This window comes from Nonomuraea purpurea (assembly GCF_042650645.1).
Classification (GTDB): Bacteria; Actinomycetota; Actinomycetes; order Streptosporangiales; family Streptosporangiaceae; genus Nonomuraea; species Nonomuraea purpurea.
Genome location: NZ_JBHSBI010000017.1, coordinates 102,905 through 117,494 on the forward strand (window position 1 = coordinate 102,905; position 14,590 = coordinate 117,494).

The following is a 14,590-nucleotide window of genomic DNA, read 5'->3' on the forward strand; positions in this document are numbered from 1 at the left end:
TGCTGCACTACGGGAAGGACGGCGGGACGCGTCGAAGAGCTCCGGCCGCCGGACCACGTGGGTTACGGGATAAGCAGAAGCGCGCCGATCGTCAGCATCACCACGGCGGTGGCGCCGTGGATGCCGTAGACGGCCGCTTTGGGCCCGTTGCTGCGCAGCACGATCATCGCGTCGCCGACGGGTATGGCGCTGGCGGCCAGCATGAACCAGCCCAGCAGGCTGGTTGTCCCGCCGACCAACAGGATGAGGATGAAGAGCCCTGAGGCGATGTCGCGCACGGCCTTGACGGACAGCCAGGCATGGAAGCTGCGCTCCTCGGTCGGCGTGTCGGGGATGCCGAAACCGACCGCAGCCTGCGGCGTCCAGAAGGCGCGGGCGCCCATGACGATGATGCCCGCGCCGATCAGTCCGGCGAGCACAGTGGCGATGTTGGTGAGCATGGGTTTGTCTCGCCTCTCGGGAGCAGTTCTACGAGCGCATTCCAGATGGTGGGGCGTATGCCGTGCCGGTGCCGTCACCGTTCGTGGTCGTCGACGAAGTGGTTGTCGTGGGCTTCGTGAAGCCGGCTCTGGTCCCGATCGTTCACGGTGGCGAGCTGCGCGAAGTACTCCTCCCGGGGTACGCCTGGCGAGAGTGCCATGAGGAGGCTGGCAGGTTCGGCGCGCTCCTTCCGAAGCGCGTGGACGTCACCCATCGCGGCATGCGCAGTGTCGCCGGGCAGCAGTGTTCGCCACGCCCGCCCATCGAAGTAGTTGACTTCACCTTCCTCAACGATGAAAGTCTCGCTGAAGGTCGTGTGAAAGTGCGGAGCAGGTCCCCGGCTGGAGGGCGACATGCGCCACCGGTAGATGCTCACGACCCCGCTGGTCTCCGCCGGCCCGGCGAGGACTTCGATGGTCGATCCGCTGGCGCCCAGCCGGATCGTTCGCGTCTTTCGGGCTCGCTCGGATTGCTTGCAGAACCAGTCCATCGGCTTCGTCTCAGTCACGACCCGAGTCTCGGGGCTTCGCCGCTCCGCTCGCGCTCACTTCGGCGGTGGCCTAACAATATGGAGATGATCCGCTACCGATTGGGCGCTGGTGCTGCGAGCGTGCGATGGGCCATGTCGCCGATCCACGAAGTGGTCAGTCTTGCCCGGCTGCTGACCGAACCGCAGCGTCACCCGATGTTCCACCAGTGGCTCCGCCGTCGCCACCACCGCCTTTCGGGCCTGGACCTGAGCGCGCTCACGGTCGTCATGGCCGATGGCGCGTACCGACCCGACTTCCTTGACCCATCGCCGATGTCCAGTGAGCCGACCTTCGAAGAAGGCATGGATGCCCTCCTCTCCACCCCGACGGACCAGGTCTACGCCGAGTTGGTCGACGCCAGTATCGGGCGTGGGGCAGAAATAGGCCACCGACTGCTCGATGACCCCGACCGAGCCAGGTTGGAGGCCGCCGAAGCGGTGCGCCGCCTCTGGAAGGCGGCCATGGAACCGGAGTGGCCGTCCATGCGGCAGGCGCTGCGTGCCGAGATGCTGGACCGGGCCATCCAGGTCAACCGCGAGGGGCTGCGCACCGTCCTTCCGCGCCTGCACCACTCCGCGGCGTGCGAAGGCGACACCATCACCGTCGAGTCGACCGTCGACGTCGACGTCGACTGCCCCGAGGGACTCATTCTCGTTCCGTCACTGTTCATCACCGACCGGGTGCAGTGCACCACCTCAGACCACTGGAGTCCGGCGATCTATTACCCGGCATCCGGGCGGTACCTCTGGGCGGCACCCCCCACACCGAGATCCCTTGACCGGCTTCTGGGAACGACTCGATCGAGGATCCTGGCCGCGCTCACCACTCCGCTGCAAACGACCGTTGTGGCCAGGCTGGTGAGCGTCACCGTCCCGACGGCCAGCGAACACCTGACAATCCTGCGAGACGCCGGATTGATCGACCGCAGCCGGGCCGGTCGCACGGCCACGCACGAGCTCACCAAAGCTGGACGTGCTCTCCTGGACGCGGCCTCGCCGCGACCATGACTGGCCTGGGAGCTGCCGGTCCTCCCTGTCGGACCGGTGCGTCGACGAATCGATGCCCGCACGAATGGTTCGTCATGGATGGCGACGATCTGCTTTTCAACACCGACGCCGACAGCGTCAAGGGCCGCGACCTGGCCAGGGACCCGCGCATGTCGATCTGCGTGGACGACGATCATCCGCCCTCGGCGGCCCGCATCCGGCCTTTCGGTGCCACCAGGACAACTAAGGTATTCCGGCTGGTCAGGGACACCCCCGAACACACAGCCGCGCTCCAGCTGGCCGGGGCGTCTCAGCCGCCCACGCTGATCAGTAGGCCACGTCGATGGTGTGGCGGTGGGTGCCTGCCCAGGCCATCACGAGCCCGGTGCCATACCGGGTGGTCGCTGAGGTGATCTGCTGATCGGAATGGCCCCAGGTGCCTGGCTGGCTGAAGACGAACTTCGACCGGTCGCGCGGGCACGTCGGGTGGGTCGTTCGGGGCCGAGTCCATGAGGAGGCGCTGCAACGGCATCAGGTTGTACGGCGGCGCTCGGGCCGGCCCACAAGCTGGAGCTCGCCAGGGGCACCGAGGAGGAGAAGCGCTCGCAGCTCGACCGGCTGCACGCCTTCCACGAGCGCAACCGCGCCGAGGCCCCGGCGCAGCTGGCCCGGCTGCGCGAGGTGGCGATGTCGGAGGGGAATGCGTTCGAGGTGCTGATGGAGGCGGCCCGGGTCTGCTCGCTCGGCCAGATCACCGACGCGCTCTTCGAGGCAGGCGGCCAGTACCGCCGCAACGTCTGAGAGCCCGGTGGCAAGGGGTTGACGGCCCGGCGTGGCCGCGCTCGGTGTCAATTTCTGAATGTCTCGGCGGACCCGTATTTCCGGCCGCACCCCCAAGAGCCCGGGAACCGTCGGTCCGCTCAACAAGGACAGATGGTGAGCCGTACGGTCGGGCGTATGAGCATCGAAGATCGGAAGGTTCGCGCTGCGGGGAAGCGTCCTTGTCGCGTCGGCCAGTGGCGTCGGGGCGAGGCAGGCCGGAGGTCTTGGTCCTGGACACGTGGGCGGGTTCTCGCGGCGGTTGCGGTGCTGGTGGCCGGGCTGCTGGCGTTCCCGGGCGCCGTGCCCAATGCCGTGGGCAATCTCGGTAGCCTGCTGGAGACCTTTCTGCCCTGGGGTGGCCTGGCCGTTCCCGTGCTCATGGTTCTGGCGCTGCTGCGTCGCTCGGCCACTGCGATGGTGTCCATGCTATTCCCCGTAGCGGTCTGGGCAGCCCTCTTCGGTGAGCGGTTGTCACCCGCTGATCGGGGAACCTCTCACGACCTGACCGTGCTCCAGCACAACGTCAACGACGAGAACCCCGATCCCGAAGGCACCGCGCGAGCCCTGACCCAGGCCGGAGCCGACCTCATCGCTCTGGAGGAGCTGATGCCTGACGCCCTGCCTGTCTACGAGGCCGCCCTCGCGCCCGGCTATCCCCACCGCACCGTCGTGGGCACTGTCGGACTCTGGTCCAGGTATCCCCTTGCGGACTCTCGGCCGGTGGACATCAGGCCCGTGGAGGTCACAGGAGACTGGAGCCGAGGGTTGCGGTCCACCGTGCGGACGCCATCCGGTGACGTGGCCGTGTACGTCGCTCACCTGCCCTCGGTCCGTATCCGGCTGCCGGACGGCTTCGGCACCGGCTGGCGGGACGAGAGCGCTGCCGCACTGGGCGCGGCCATCTCCGCGGAAGAACTGGACAGGATCGTTCTGCTGGGCGACTTCAACAGCACCCTCGATGACCGGGGCCTGGCTCCGGTCACCTCCCGGATGACCCCGGCGGAGGAGGGTTTCGGCTTCAGCTGGCCTGCTGCCTTCCCCGTAGCCCGGATCGACCACGTCATGACCCGCGCGGCGACTCCCGTCGCCACCTGGACCCTGCCCGCCACTGGCAGCGACCACCTGGCGGTCGCGGCCCGCATCAAGCTCTGACATTCACCAGCGATCGGGGACCGCGGTCGCCAGAGTCCGAACCAACGGACAATCATGCACAACGCGCATTGATGCGCGTCGTGCATGATTGGCGGATAGCCTGGGAGGCGTCACGTCGCAACGGGCGGCCGGTTGCCCGCCCGGGAACAAGGAGGTGCTGATGAACGACGCCACCAGCCAGCAGGCCGCGCCCGTTTCCACAGGCGAGTCCACGAGAGAGGGAGTCGCGGTGATGCGCCAGATCTTGCCCGTCGACATGGTGGAGCGCGGGCGGTGCCCGTTCGATTCGCCCCCTGGTCTCCAGCAGCGACGCGGTAAGGGGCCGGTCCAGCCGTTGCCGTTGCTCAACGGCGCGCAGGCCTGGCTGGTGACCGGCTTCGACGAGGCCCGTACCGTACTGGCCGACGCCCGTTTCAGCGCCGACAAGGTCCGCCACCGCGATGCCACCTCGCTGCAGCCGCACGAGGTTGCCGCGTCACCCGAGCCCGATACGGCCCCGAACGTCGAGAGCCGAGACGACGGGATGTTCGTCTTCATGGACCCACCGGAGCACACCCGGTTGCGGCGGCTGCTGACCGGCCAGTTCACTGTGCGGCGGATGCGTGCGCTGGAGGCGCGCGTCACCGAGATCGCCGTCGAGCACATCGAGGCGATGGCGGCGGCGGGCACCGAGGCCGACCTCGTGCCGGCGTTCGCGCTACCGCTTCCCTCGCTGGTCATCTGCGAGTTGCTCGGCGTCGACTACGCCGACCGGGCGGAGTTCCAGGAACGGACCTCCACCGGGCTCAACGCCAAGGCGAGTGACGAGGAGCGGGCCAAAGCACGCTTCGAGCTGCATGCGTTCATGCAGCGCCTGGTGACCGGCAAGCGGGCCAAGCCCGCCGACGACCTGCTCTCCGGGCTCATCCACGACGCCGATCCGCCGCTGACCGACGCCCAGCTGACCGACGTCGCCCTCATCCTGCTCGCCGCGGGCCACGAGACCACCGCCAACATGCTCGGTCTGGGCACGTACGCGCTGCTGGAGCACCCCGAGCAGCTCGCCGCGCTGCGCGCCGACCCCACCTTGATCGACAACACGGTCGAAGAGCTGCTGCGCTACCTGACGATCATCCAACTCGGGGTCACCCGGGTGACGACCCAGCCCGTCACCCTGGCCGGCGTGGACATCCCCGCCGGCGCCACAGTCGTGATCGCGACGCCGGAAGCCAACCGGGATCCCCAGCACTGGCCCGAACCCGACCGGCTCGACCTCCACCGCCCTCGCACCCCGCACCTGGCCTTCGGACACGGGGTGCACCAGTGCCTGGGGCAGCAGCTGGCCCGCATCGAGATGCGGATCGGCCTCGGCGAGCTGTTCACCCGTCTGCCGGCGCTGCGCCTGGCCGTGCCCGCCGACGAGGTGCCGCTGCGCAACGAGATGCTCATTTTCGGCGTGCACTCGCTCCCGGTGACCTGGGCCTGAAACATCGCCGCGCAGGTGGCCCTATCGTGGCTGGAGAGGAGGTTGGGATGGTTCACCCCCCATCGACCGGTGCGGAGACCCGCGTGGCTGCGCCGGCCGCCGGACGCCGCGAGCGGAAGAAACAGGCCACTCGGGTCGCGCTGCGACAGGCGGCCCTGCGCCTGGCCATACAGCACGGCGTCGAGAACGTCACGGTCGAGCAGATCGCCGAAGAGGCCGACATCGCGCTTCGAACCTTCTTCAACTACTTCTCCAGCAAGGAAGAAGCCGTGCTCGCCTCTGCCGCGGCCGCGGCAGAGGGGCTCATCGCCGAGTTCCGGGCCCGGCCGCGAACGGAATCGGTCCTGCACGCATTCCGCGAAGCCGTGCTCATCATCATGAACCAGAGTTACGCCGCCAGCCATGATCACATCGACGCGCTGCGGCTGATCCGCAAGGCGCCATCGCTGGTCCCTCAGCAGATGGCCATGATTGCCACTCAGGAGAAGGCTCTGGCCGAGGCGATCGCGGAACGCATCGGTCTCCACACCGACCCACACCGGGCCGGCAACGAAGGGGTCTACCCCATGGTGTGCGCAGCCGCCCTCCTGGCGGCGCTGCGCGTCGTCCTCGACCAATGGCTCGAACTGGCCGCAGCCCCGGGCCAGGTGCCGTCCGCCGACGCGCTGGGTCAGCGGTGCGACGCGGCGATCAGTGAGCTCGCCGCCGGCTTGGACCGGCCCGGGCTCACCAACCCGTAGCCCGGCGCCCGTGACGGGCGGGTCTGAGCGGGTGGCGCGGAGTGCGCCGATAGGATCGCGATTCGGGGAAACATCGCTATCCAGGAGGCTTTCATGTCTGACGTCACGTTCAAGGGCAATCCCATCACCGTGGGCGGCGCCTTCCCGAAGCCCGGCGACTCGGCGCCCGCGTTCAGCCTGGTCGACGGCGGCCTGGCCGAGCGCACGCTGGCCGACTTCGGCAACTCGATCAAGGTGCTGAACATTTTCCCGAGCATCGACACCGGCGTCTGCGCGGCCTCGGTGCGCCGCTTCAACGAGGTGGCGAGCGAGCACCCGGACGTGGCCGTGCTCTGCGTCTCCGCCGACCTGCCGTTCGCGCAGAAGCGTTTCTGCGGCGCCGAGGGGCTCGAGAAGGTGACCATGCTCTCGCTCATGCGGGGCCGTGAGTTCCTGGCCGACTACGGTGTGGCGCAGGAGTCGGGCCCGCTGGCGGGGCTGGCCGCGCGCGCCGTCGTCGTGCTCGACGGCGACAACAAGGTCGTCTACTCCGAGCTGGTGCCGGAGATCACGCAGGAGCCCGACTACGAGGGCGCGCTCTCCGCGCTCAAGTAGTCCCTGCTCAGGCAGGCCCGCTCACTTCAAGCGGGCCATGAACTGCGCGGCCAGCTCCAGCAGGTGGTCGTCGTCGGCGGCGGTGTGCTGGAGGTCCAGGATGACCTCGTGGACTCCGGCCTCCGCCGCGGTGGCCAGGTAGGCGCAGATCTCGGCGACCGTGCCGCTCCGCGGCGGCGTGCCGTGATCGGTGACGACCGGGTTGGAGCGCAGCACCATGCGCAGCGCCCCCGGGTCGCGCCCGGCCTTCTCCGCGCTCTCGCACACCGTGCGCCACATCGAGGTGAGCGCCGGGACCGGCAGCGCCGCGGTCAGCCAGCCCTCGCCTCTGCGCCCGATGCGGCGTAGGGCGGGTTCGGCGAAGCCGGCCAGGTAGAGGGGTGGCCGCCGGGCCGGTTTGGGGTCGATGTGGCTGGGCGCGATCGTCCACAGTTCGTGGTCGAAGGCCACCGGGTCGGTGGTCCAGATGGCCTCCAGGGCGTCCAGGGTGGCGTCGTAGCGGCGTGATCTGTCTTTCCAGGGGACGCCCACGGCGGCGTACTCGTCGGACGACCAGCCGAGCCCGAGGCCCGCGACGAGCCGCCCGCCGCTCAGGTGATCGAGCGTGGTGAGCGAGCGGGCCAGCAGCGGCGGCGGATACCAGCAGGCGTTGAGCGCGCTGGTGCCCAGCCGGACGCGGGAGGTCGCCGACGCGGCCACCGACAACACCGCGAACGGGTCGAGGAACACCCGGTGGGCCTCGGGAATTTGGCCGTCGCCCGCCGGGTAGGGGTCCTTCGGCCGCAGCGGCGTCATCAGCCGGTCGCCCGCCCACAGGGCGGCGAACCCCATCGACTCCGACTCCCGCGCCACGCGCAGCACGCTGCTCAGCGCGGCGAACGCGCCGAACTGCGGTACCGCCAGCCCGATGTCCATCTCAGCCCTTCCTGCCCACGCCGCACAGGATCAGTGATGATTCGGGTCCGTCGACGAAGTCGACCGTGTCGCCCTGGTCGGGTTGCCATTCGGGCAGCCACACCAGCCCCGGATCCACCAGGTCGAACCCCTCGAACAGGGCCAGGATGCGGTCCCGTCCGCGCAGCGTGAGCTGGGCGCTGGCGTTCTTGTAGACCTCGGTGCCCTTGTCGACGGCGGCGGCGCGGGCGTCGCTGGTGCCGTGGGACAGCACCAGGTAGCTGCCTGGGGCCATGGCCTCACGCAGAGTGGCGATGATCTCCATCGGGCGTTCCGACTCGCTGATGAAGTGCATGATCGCGACCAGCAGCACGCCCACGGGACGGCTGAAGTCAATCATCTCCAGCACGTCGGGATCTTTCACGATCCCGGCTGGATCGCGCAGGTCGCCCGCCACCACCGCCGCGTCGCCCTGGCCGTCGAGCAGGGCCCTGGCGTGCACCAGCACCACCGGATCGCGGTCGACGTAGACCACCCGCGACCCCGGCGCCGCCTTCCTGGCGATCTCGTGGACGTTCCCCTGCGTCGGCAGCCCCGTGCCGATGTCAAGGAACTGCCTGATGCTGACCTCGCCGAGATAGCGTACGGCGCGCCCCAGAAACGCCCGGTTCGCTCGCGCCGCCGCCCGGACCTCCGGAGCCACCCTGAGGATCCTCTCGGCCGCCTCGCGGTCGGCCGGGAAGTGGTCCTTGCCCCCAAGGTAGTAGTCGTAGAGCCGGGCCACGCTGGGCGTGTGCGGGTCGAAGCCTGGTAACTCTCGCTCCAATCGTCGTCCCCCGTTTCACGAGCTAACGATCTTTGTTGGTGATTCTAGGGATATCTGCTGACATCCCGTCTGTCTATCCGTAGATCTAGGGTGTTGTTTGTGGATGACACCGGAGCGGCGGTCAAGATTCCCGAGTCGGTGCGGCGGATCGTGTCGCTGGTGCCGTCGCTGACCGAGTCGGTGGCGGCGACCGTCCCCGAGGCGCTGGTGGGCGCGACCGACTGGTGTTCGCACCCGGCCGACCTCGACGTGGCCAGGGTCAGGGGCACCAAGAACCCCGACCTGGAGGCCGTCAGGGCGCTGCGGCCCGACGTCGTGCTGGCCAACGCCGAGGAGAACCGCGCGCCCGACATCGAGGCCCTGCGCCGGTCCGGCGTCGCGGTCTGGGTCACGAAGATCGAGACGCTGGCCGAGGCGTTCGTGTCGCTGGATCGCATGTTCACGCACGCGTGCCGTACCGGACGTCCCGGCTGGCTGGACGCGGCGCAGGACGCCTGGCGCGCGCCCGCCCCCGGCCCCAGGAGGACGGCGATCATCCCGATCTGGCGCCGCCCGTGGATGGTCGTGGGGCGCGACACGTTCACCGGAGACCTGCTGCGCCACCTCGGCGTGGACAACCTGTACGCCGGTCACGCCGAGCGCTACCCCAAGATCCCGCTGCCCGAACTGGTCGAACGGCGGCCCGACCTCGTGGTCCTGCCCGACGAGCCGTACGCCTTCACCCGGACGGACGGCCCCGAATCCTTCCCCGGGCTCACGTGCGCGCTGGTCAGCGGGCGACTGCTCACGTGGTACGGCCCCTCGCTCGTGGACGCCCGCGCGCGGCTCAGCCGCGATCTCGGGGGCTGATCAGCCGGGGAGCGGCCAGGGCGGCGTCCACGGAGCCGGGGGAGAGCACGTGCTCCATGACGATCACCGCCATCCCCACGATCCCCGCCCGGTCACCCAGCGAGGTGGTGGCGATCTCCAGGTTCCTGGTCGTGTACGGCAGGCTGCGCCGGTAGACGATCTCCCTGATGCCCGTCAGGTAGTGCTCCCTGGTCTGCGCCATGTCCCCGGCCAGCACCAGCACGCCCGGGTTGAGCAGGCTGACCGCCGTGGCCAGCACGATGCCCAGCGTGCGCCCCGCCTCCTGGGTGACGGCGATGGCGGCGGGGTCGCCGGCCTGCACCAGGCGGACCACGTCGCGGCTGGAGGCCACGCCCAGGTCGGTGGCCAGGGCGTTGCCGCTGGCCAGGGAGGCGACGCAGCCGCGCGAGCCGCACGTGCAGACCCGGTCGTCGGTCTCGCGCAGGCGGACGTGGCCGATGTTGCCTGCGGCCTCCTCCACGCCCCGATAGATCTGCCCGTCCAGGACGATGCCGGTGCCGATCCCGGTCGAGACCTTGACCAGTATCAGCGACTCGACGTCCCGCCAGGACGACCACCACTCGCCCAGCGCCATCGCGTTCGCGTCGTTCTCGACAAGGATGGGCACGTTGTACTCTTCCCCGATCGCCGCGCCCACCGGATGGTCGTCCCAGCCCGGCATCAGGAACGACCTGATCACCCGTCCGGTGGTGTGGTCCACGGAGCCGGGCAGGTCCAGCCCGATGCCGCACACCTCGCTCGCCGGCCGCCCGGTCCTGTCCAGCAGCCGCTGGAACGCACCCCGCACCCACGACAGGACGGCCTGCGGCCCGAGCTCGATGCGCATCTCGGTGTACTCCTCGGCCAGGGACCTGGCCGCCAGGTCGGTCAGCGCGACCCTGGCGTGCGTGGCGCCGAGGTCGGCCACCAGCATCAGGCGGCTGGTCGCGTCCACGCCGAGGACCGAGGGGGGTCGCCCGCCTCCGGAGGTGCCCACGCCGGACTCGTGGATGTAGCCGGCGTCGATGAGCCGGTCGACCCGGTCGGTGACGGTCGAGCGGGACAGGCCCGTGTGCTCGATCAGTTCCTTGCGTGTCCGGCAGGTGCCATTCCGGATGAGCTGGAGGATCTGCCCTGCCGTCAGCATGGTCTACCCCTTCTCCGCCCCTGCCGTGAGGCCCTCCGTCAGCAGTCGTTCACCGGCGAAGAACACGATCACGATGGGCAACGTGAGCACCACCGATCCCGCCATCAGGACCGTCGTCGGGATCTCTATGCTCCCCGCAAGCTGAGAGAGCCCCAGTGACACCGTCCAGTTCTCCCGTCTCTCCACCAGGAAGAGCAGGGCGAACAGGAACTCGTTCCATGCGATCATGAACGCGTACAGGCCGGTGGCCATCAGCGCGGGCTTGGACAGTGGCAGCACCACGCGCCAGATGGTCGACAGCCTCGTGCACCCGTCGATCGCGGCCGCCTCCTCAACGCTTTGCGGCACGCTCTCGAAGTAGTTGCGGAGCATATATACCGTGACTGGAACGGTTTGCGCGATATATACGAGAATTAGGCCGATGAGCGACCCCCGGAGCCCGAGCATCGTGAAAAGCACGAACAGGGGGATGGCCAGCACGATCGCCGGAAACAGGTACACCGCCAGGAACAGGAAGTGCACCTGCCGCCGCCCGAAGAAACGCAGCCGCGCGACCGCGTAGGCGCCCGGGATCGAGATCAGCAGCGTGCATGCCACCGTGGCGATCGAGACGATCGCGCTGTTGCGCAGAAACGTCAGGAAGCCCTGCTCTGTCAGTACGTTCACGTACGTGTCCAGGGTGAAATCGCGCGGCAGCAGCGATCCTGGGTCCAGGATGAGCTCCTGGATGTCGCGCACCGACAACATCACCATGTACATAAACGGGAACGCGGTGATCAGGACCAAGAACACGATCACCACGGGCTTGAGTACGGCGAACAGGCCCCGCTCAAACCGGTCCCTGCTCATCGGCCGCCTACCCTTCGTCACGTTCACCTCCGGCGAAGAAGCGCAGGTAGATGGCCAGGAGGACGACCAGGAAGATCGCCAGCACGATCGCCTGCGCGGCCGAGGCGCCGATGTCGTCGCGGGCGGTGAGGAAGTTGTAGACGCGGACGCTGACCACCTCGGTCCCGGCCCCGCCGCCGGTCAGCAGATAGACGTCGTCGAACTTGGTGAAGGTGAAGACGAACCGCAGCACCGACAGCAGCGCGATGATCCGCCAGAGCTGCGGCATGATCACGTAACGGAAGCGCTGGGTCGGCGTGGCCCCGTCCATGACCGCGGCCTCCTCCAGTTCCGCGGGCAGCGCCTGAAGCCTGGCCAGGATGAACAGGAACGCGAACGGGAAATACCGCCACGCCTCGAACGCGATCACCGTCAGCAGCGCCACCGGCACCTCGACGCCCAGGAACTCGCCCTTGGCCTGGGTGAGGAAGGCGATCGGCTCGCGCAGCCAGGTGTTCACGATGCCGTACTGCGGGTTGAGCATCGTCTCCCACAGGAAGGCCACGGCCACGACCGGGGCCACGTACGGGATCAGGATCGAGGCCCGCACCAGCGTCCTGCCCCTGAACCTGTCACGCAGCGCCAGCGCCGTCACCAGCCCGATCGCGATCGACGACGCGGTCCCGGCGATCGTGTAGAGGAGCGTGTTGACCAGCGACGACCAGAAGCCCGGCTCGGAGATCACGTACGTGAAGTTCTCCAGGGTGTAGTGGCCGAAGACGCCCACCCGCCGGATGTTGATCAGCCGCGCGTCCTGGAAGGCCAGCATGATCGCCCACAGCAGTGGCAGCACCACCACGACCAGCGTGATGATCAGCGTCGGCGAGATCAGCGCCAACCCCGCCCGCCCCTCCTGCTGCCTGAGGGTTCTTGGGGTGGTCACTCGCGGATCCCGCGTTTGATGGTTTCCACGTCGGTCTTGGCCTGGGTGGCGGCGACCTGCGGGCTCAGGGAGCCGTCGGCGATGGCGGTCAGCGCCTTGGGGACGGGCAGTTCGCCCATCGTGGCCCCCACAAGTTTGCCCTGACCCTGGGGGATGCCCCAGCGGGCGAAGGTGTCAGGGCTCTTGCGCAGGGCGTCGAGCACGTCGGCCGGGTAGATCTCGGCCAGCGGCTTCTTGGAGTCGACCCCGGCGGGCAGCTTGTTCCACTTGTCCTCGAAGCCCTTGCGGGTGGGGAACTTGCCTTCCGGCGCCATGCCGATCCAGCGCTCGTAGCCCTCGTTCATCATGTAGGAGACGAACCTGGCGGCCGGGTCCTTGGCGGCGTCACGGGTGATCGCCCACGAGACGATCTCGCCGTACTGCGCGGGAGCGCTCCCGTCGGGCCCCTTCAGCGCCGTGACCACGCCCGTGTTCTCGGCCAGCCATTGCGGGTCGGCGCGGCACTCCCGGCAGCTCGGCAGCGCGTCCTTACGCAGCCCCGCCAGCTCGTCCAGGATGAACGACGACCAGATCATCATGGCCGCCTTCCCCGAGAAGTACGTGGCCCGGGTCGAGTCGACGTCCTGCTTGCCCTTGACCGAGTAGTCCTTCGCGAGTTTCGCGTAGAAGTCGAAGGCTTTCACGCACTGCGGTGAGTCAAGGGCGACATTTCCGGAATTGTCGACTAGCTGGCAGCCATTCGCCAACGCCACATGCTCGAAGCTCTGCGCGGTGAAGGAGTCCTTCGGCGCGATCGCCAGCGTGATGCCCGCCATTCCACCGGTGTTCAGCCTGGCCGCCGCCGCCTCAAGGCTCTCGTACGTGTCCGGCGCCCGCAGCCCGGCCCGCTCGAACAGGTCCTTGCGGTAGAGGATGAGCTGCGCCCACCCGTCGCTGGGCACCGCGAGCAGCCTGCCCCCCGAGGTGTCGAGCTCCAGCGCCCGCGGCGAGAACGACGCCCTGCCGAGCTGATCGACGACCCTGCCCGCCGTCTTGGTGTCGAGCAGGTCGCCTGCCTCCATCTCCCGTACGGCCGACAGCGGCAGCGCCCCGATCACGTCGGGCAGGTCGCCGGCCGCGGCGGCGGCCGTCAGGGTCTGGCTGAACTGGTCCTCGGCCACGCCGACCAGCTTCACCTTGACCCCGGTCTTCTTGGTGAACTCGGAGACGATCGTGTTCTGCACGGTCATGCGGTCCGGGAGGTTCTCCTCGGTCCAGACGGTGATCGCGTTGGGCGACCGCCCGCCCCCGTCGTCGCCGCAGGCGGCCAGCGACGCGGCGGCCAGCAGTGCGACGGAGAGGACAGCGGTTACCTGCTTCGGCATGGCGCGCTCCTCCGGTTGGGGATACGCCGCATTTACCCCGGGATCATGGGGCGCAACGTGCGGTAGGCGATACCGAGACCGGTCTGTACCCGGTCCGTGCTGCCGCTCCACACCGGGTCCTCGTGCTCCACGGAGACCGTCCCGTCGTAGCCGGCCTCGTGGAGCGCGTCGATCACCCGGACCCAGTCGACCTGGCCGAGACCGGGCACGCGGAAGCGGTACCAGCCCTTCTCGCCGCTGATCGGCCCGTAGCAGCCGTACCTGTCGATGGCGCCGGGCAGGATCTCGGTGTCCTTGGCCTGGACGTGCGCGACGTTCGCCACGTACGGCCGCAGCGCCGCCACCGGGTCGATCCCGAGCGGAACGAGGTGGGAGGGGTCGTAGTTGAGCTTGAGCCCGAGCGTGAACATCCACTCCCACAGCTCGGGGGAGTAGGCCAGGTTGCCCGGGTATCCATCGGGATGCCAGCTCTTCATCACGCAGTTCTCGATGGCGATCCGGACGCCGCGCGCGGTGGCGTACTCGACCAGCGGCCCGAAGACGTCGGTGGCCAGTTTGAGGTTGTCGCGTACCGTCAGGCCGGGGTCGCGGCCCACGAACGTGCCGACCGTGGGGCAGCCGAGCGCCGCGGCGGCGTCGACGCAGGCCCGCACGTGCGCGTTCACCTGCGCCCCTTCCCGAGGGTGCAGATTGTTCTCGTAGTAGGCGATCGAGGAAAGCGTGAGTCCGGTCTCCGCGAAGATTCGCCTGACTCGATGGCATTCGGCTTCGTCGAAACGATCTACTCTGATGTGATTTCGGTCATCCGGGGACGGCCAACCCGCCACCTCGAGCGCCTCGAAACCCGTTCGGGCGGCCCAGCGTGCTATGTCGGTAAGATCCCTTTCCGGAAGACACGCAGTCAGGAACCCCAATTTCATCAGCCACCTCCGATGGAAGTCGTAGACTTAAGCGTGTTACGAGCGCAACT

General features: G+C 68.6%; 15 protein-coding genes. 6 read left to right on the forward strand and 9 right to left on the reverse strand.

Annotated elements, in window-relative coordinates; genetic code table 11:
- Positions 1–62: 62 nt before the first annotated feature.
- Together ACFOY2_RS31015 and ACFOY2_RS31020 are read right to left on the reverse strand one after the other, a co-directional pair.
- Positions 63–440, reverse strand: a complete 378-nt coding sequence (locus tag ACFOY2_RS31015) for a DUF4267 domain-containing protein (protein WP_379531640.1) — start codon at positions 438–440, stop codon at positions 63–65.
- A gap of 74 nt (positions 441–514) precedes the next feature.
- Positions 515–988, reverse strand: a complete 474-nt coding sequence (locus tag ACFOY2_RS31020; protein WP_379531641.1) for a cupin domain-containing protein — start codon at positions 986–988, stop codon at positions 515–517.
- 66 nt (positions 989–1,054) lie between these two features.
- Here ACFOY2_RS31020 and ACFOY2_RS31025 point away from each other — a divergent pair, with 66 nt between their 5' ends.
- From ACFOY2_RS31025 to tpx, 5 genes are all read left to right on the forward strand, one after another.
- Positions 1,055–2,017 (forward strand): DUF5937 family protein, encoded by a 963-nt coding sequence (locus tag ACFOY2_RS31025; RefSeq protein ID WP_379531642.1) that lies wholly within the window; start codon positions 1,055–1,057, stop codon positions 2,015–2,017.
- Positions 2,018–3,082: 1,065 nt separating this feature from the next.
- Positions 3,083–3,970, forward strand: coding sequence for an endonuclease/exonuclease/phosphatase family protein (locus ACFOY2_RS31035; RefSeq protein WP_379531644.1), 888 nt, complete (start codon positions 3,083–3,085; stop codon positions 3,968–3,970).
- 256 nt (positions 3,971–4,226) lie between these two features.
- Entirely contained in the window at positions 4,227–5,435 is a 1,209-nt protein-coding gene (locus tag ACFOY2_RS31040; RefSeq protein WP_449290148.1) for a cytochrome P450, read from the forward strand.
- A gap of 83 nt (positions 5,436–5,518) precedes the next feature.
- Positions 5,519–6,175 (forward strand): TetR/AcrR family transcriptional regulator, encoded by a 657-nt coding sequence (locus tag ACFOY2_RS31045; RefSeq protein WP_379531646.1) that lies wholly within the window; start codon positions 5,519–5,521, stop codon positions 6,173–6,175.
- Positions 6,176–6,268: 93 nt separating this feature from the next.
- A complete protein-coding gene (gene tpx / locus ACFOY2_RS31050; RefSeq protein ID WP_357828189.1) occupies positions 6,269–6,769 on the forward strand; it encodes a thiol peroxidase in 501 nt (166 codons plus the stop codon).
- Positions 6,770–6,790: 21 nt separating this feature from the next.
- Here tpx and ACFOY2_RS31055 read toward each other — a convergent pair whose 3' ends face one another.
- Positions 6,791–7,684 carry a TIGR03619 family F420-dependent LLM class oxidoreductase gene (locus ACFOY2_RS31055; RefSeq protein WP_379531647.1) on the reverse strand — a complete coding sequence of 298 codons (894 nt, stop codon included), beginning with the start codon at positions 7,682–7,684 and terminating at the stop codon, positions 6,791–6,793.
- A gap of 1 nt (position 7,685) precedes the next feature.
- Positions 7,686–8,489 carry an SAM-dependent methyltransferase gene (locus tag ACFOY2_RS31060; protein WP_379531648.1) on the reverse strand — a complete coding sequence of 268 codons (804 nt, stop codon included), beginning with the start codon at positions 8,487–8,489 and terminating at the stop codon, positions 7,686–7,688.
- A gap of 99 nt (positions 8,490–8,588) precedes the next feature.
- On the opposite strand from ACFOY2_RS31060, the gene ACFOY2_RS31065 reads away from it, so the two are divergent.
- Positions 8,589–9,338, forward strand: coding sequence for a helical backbone metal receptor (locus ACFOY2_RS31065; RefSeq protein ID WP_379531649.1), 750 nt, complete (start codon positions 8,589–8,591; stop codon positions 9,336–9,338).
- Here ACFOY2_RS31065 and ACFOY2_RS31070 read toward each other — a convergent pair.
- The 5 genes from ACFOY2_RS31070 to ACFOY2_RS31090 are packed head-to-tail and all read right to left on the reverse strand — an operon-like array spanning position 9,316 to position 14,540.
- The gene (locus tag ACFOY2_RS31070; protein WP_379531650.1) at positions 9,316–10,485 is read right to left on the reverse strand and encodes an ROK family transcriptional regulator; all 1,170 of its coding nucleotides are present in this window, start codon (positions 10,483–10,485) and stop codon (positions 9,316–9,318) included. The two genes, ACFOY2_RS31065 and ACFOY2_RS31070, sit on opposite strands and share 23 nt — an antisense overlap.
- A gap of 3 nt (positions 10,486–10,488) precedes the next feature.
- Entirely contained in the window at positions 10,489–11,334 is an 846-nt protein-coding gene (locus ACFOY2_RS31075) for a carbohydrate ABC transporter permease (protein ID WP_379531651.1), read from the reverse strand.
- A 7-nt stretch (positions 11,335–11,341) separates the two neighbouring features.
- Positions 11,342–12,256, reverse strand: a complete 915-nt coding sequence (locus ACFOY2_RS31080; RefSeq protein ID WP_379531652.1) for a carbohydrate ABC transporter permease — start codon at positions 12,254–12,256, stop codon at positions 11,342–11,344.
- On the reverse strand, positions 12,253–13,620 hold the full coding sequence (locus tag ACFOY2_RS31085) for an ABC transporter substrate-binding protein (protein WP_379531653.1): 1,368 nt from the start codon (positions 13,618–13,620) through the stop codon (positions 12,253–12,255). The genes ACFOY2_RS31080 and ACFOY2_RS31085 overlap by 4 nt, the downstream gene beginning before the upstream one ends.
- Before the next feature lie 32 nt (positions 13,621–13,652).
- Positions 13,653–14,540, reverse strand: a complete 888-nt coding sequence (locus ACFOY2_RS31090) for a sugar phosphate isomerase/epimerase family protein (protein WP_379531654.1) — start codon at positions 14,538–14,540, stop codon at positions 13,653–13,655.
- Positions 14,541–14,590 lie beyond the last annotated feature (50 nt).

Coding starts and splice junctions, on each gene's coding strand:
- ACFOY2_RS31090 (WP_379531654.1), bottom strand. CDS start 14,540: ATGAAATTGGGGTTCCTGACTGCGTGTCTTCCGGAAAGGGATCTTACC.
- ACFOY2_RS31085 (WP_379531653.1), bottom strand. CDS start 13,620: ATGCCGAAGCAGGTAACCGCTGTCCTCTCCGTCGCACTGCTGGCCGCC.
- ACFOY2_RS31015 (WP_379531640.1), bottom strand. CDS start 440: ATGCTCACCAACATCGCCACTGTGCTCGCCGGACTGATCGGCGCGGGC.
- ACFOY2_RS31070 (WP_379531650.1), bottom strand. CDS start 10,485: ATGCTGACGGCAGGGCAGATCCTCCAGCTCATCCGGAATGGCACCTGC.
- ACFOY2_RS31055 (WP_379531647.1), bottom strand. CDS start 7,684: ATGGACATCGGGCTGGCGGTACCGCAGTTCGGCGCGTTCGCCGCGCTG.
- ACFOY2_RS31040 (WP_449290148.1), top strand. CDS start 4,227: ATGGTGGAGCGCGGGCGGTGCCCGTTCGATTCGCCCCCTGGTCTCCAG.
- ACFOY2_RS31075 (WP_379531651.1), bottom strand. CDS start 11,334: ATGAGCAGGGACCGGTTTGAGCGGGGCCTGTTCGCCGTACTCAAGCCC.
- ACFOY2_RS31025 (WP_379531642.1), top strand. CDS start 1,055: ATGATCCGCTACCGATTGGGCGCTGGTGCTGCGAGCGTGCGATGGGCC.
- tpx (WP_357828189.1), top strand. CDS start 6,269: ATGTCTGACGTCACGTTCAAGGGCAATCCCATCACCGTGGGCGGCGCC.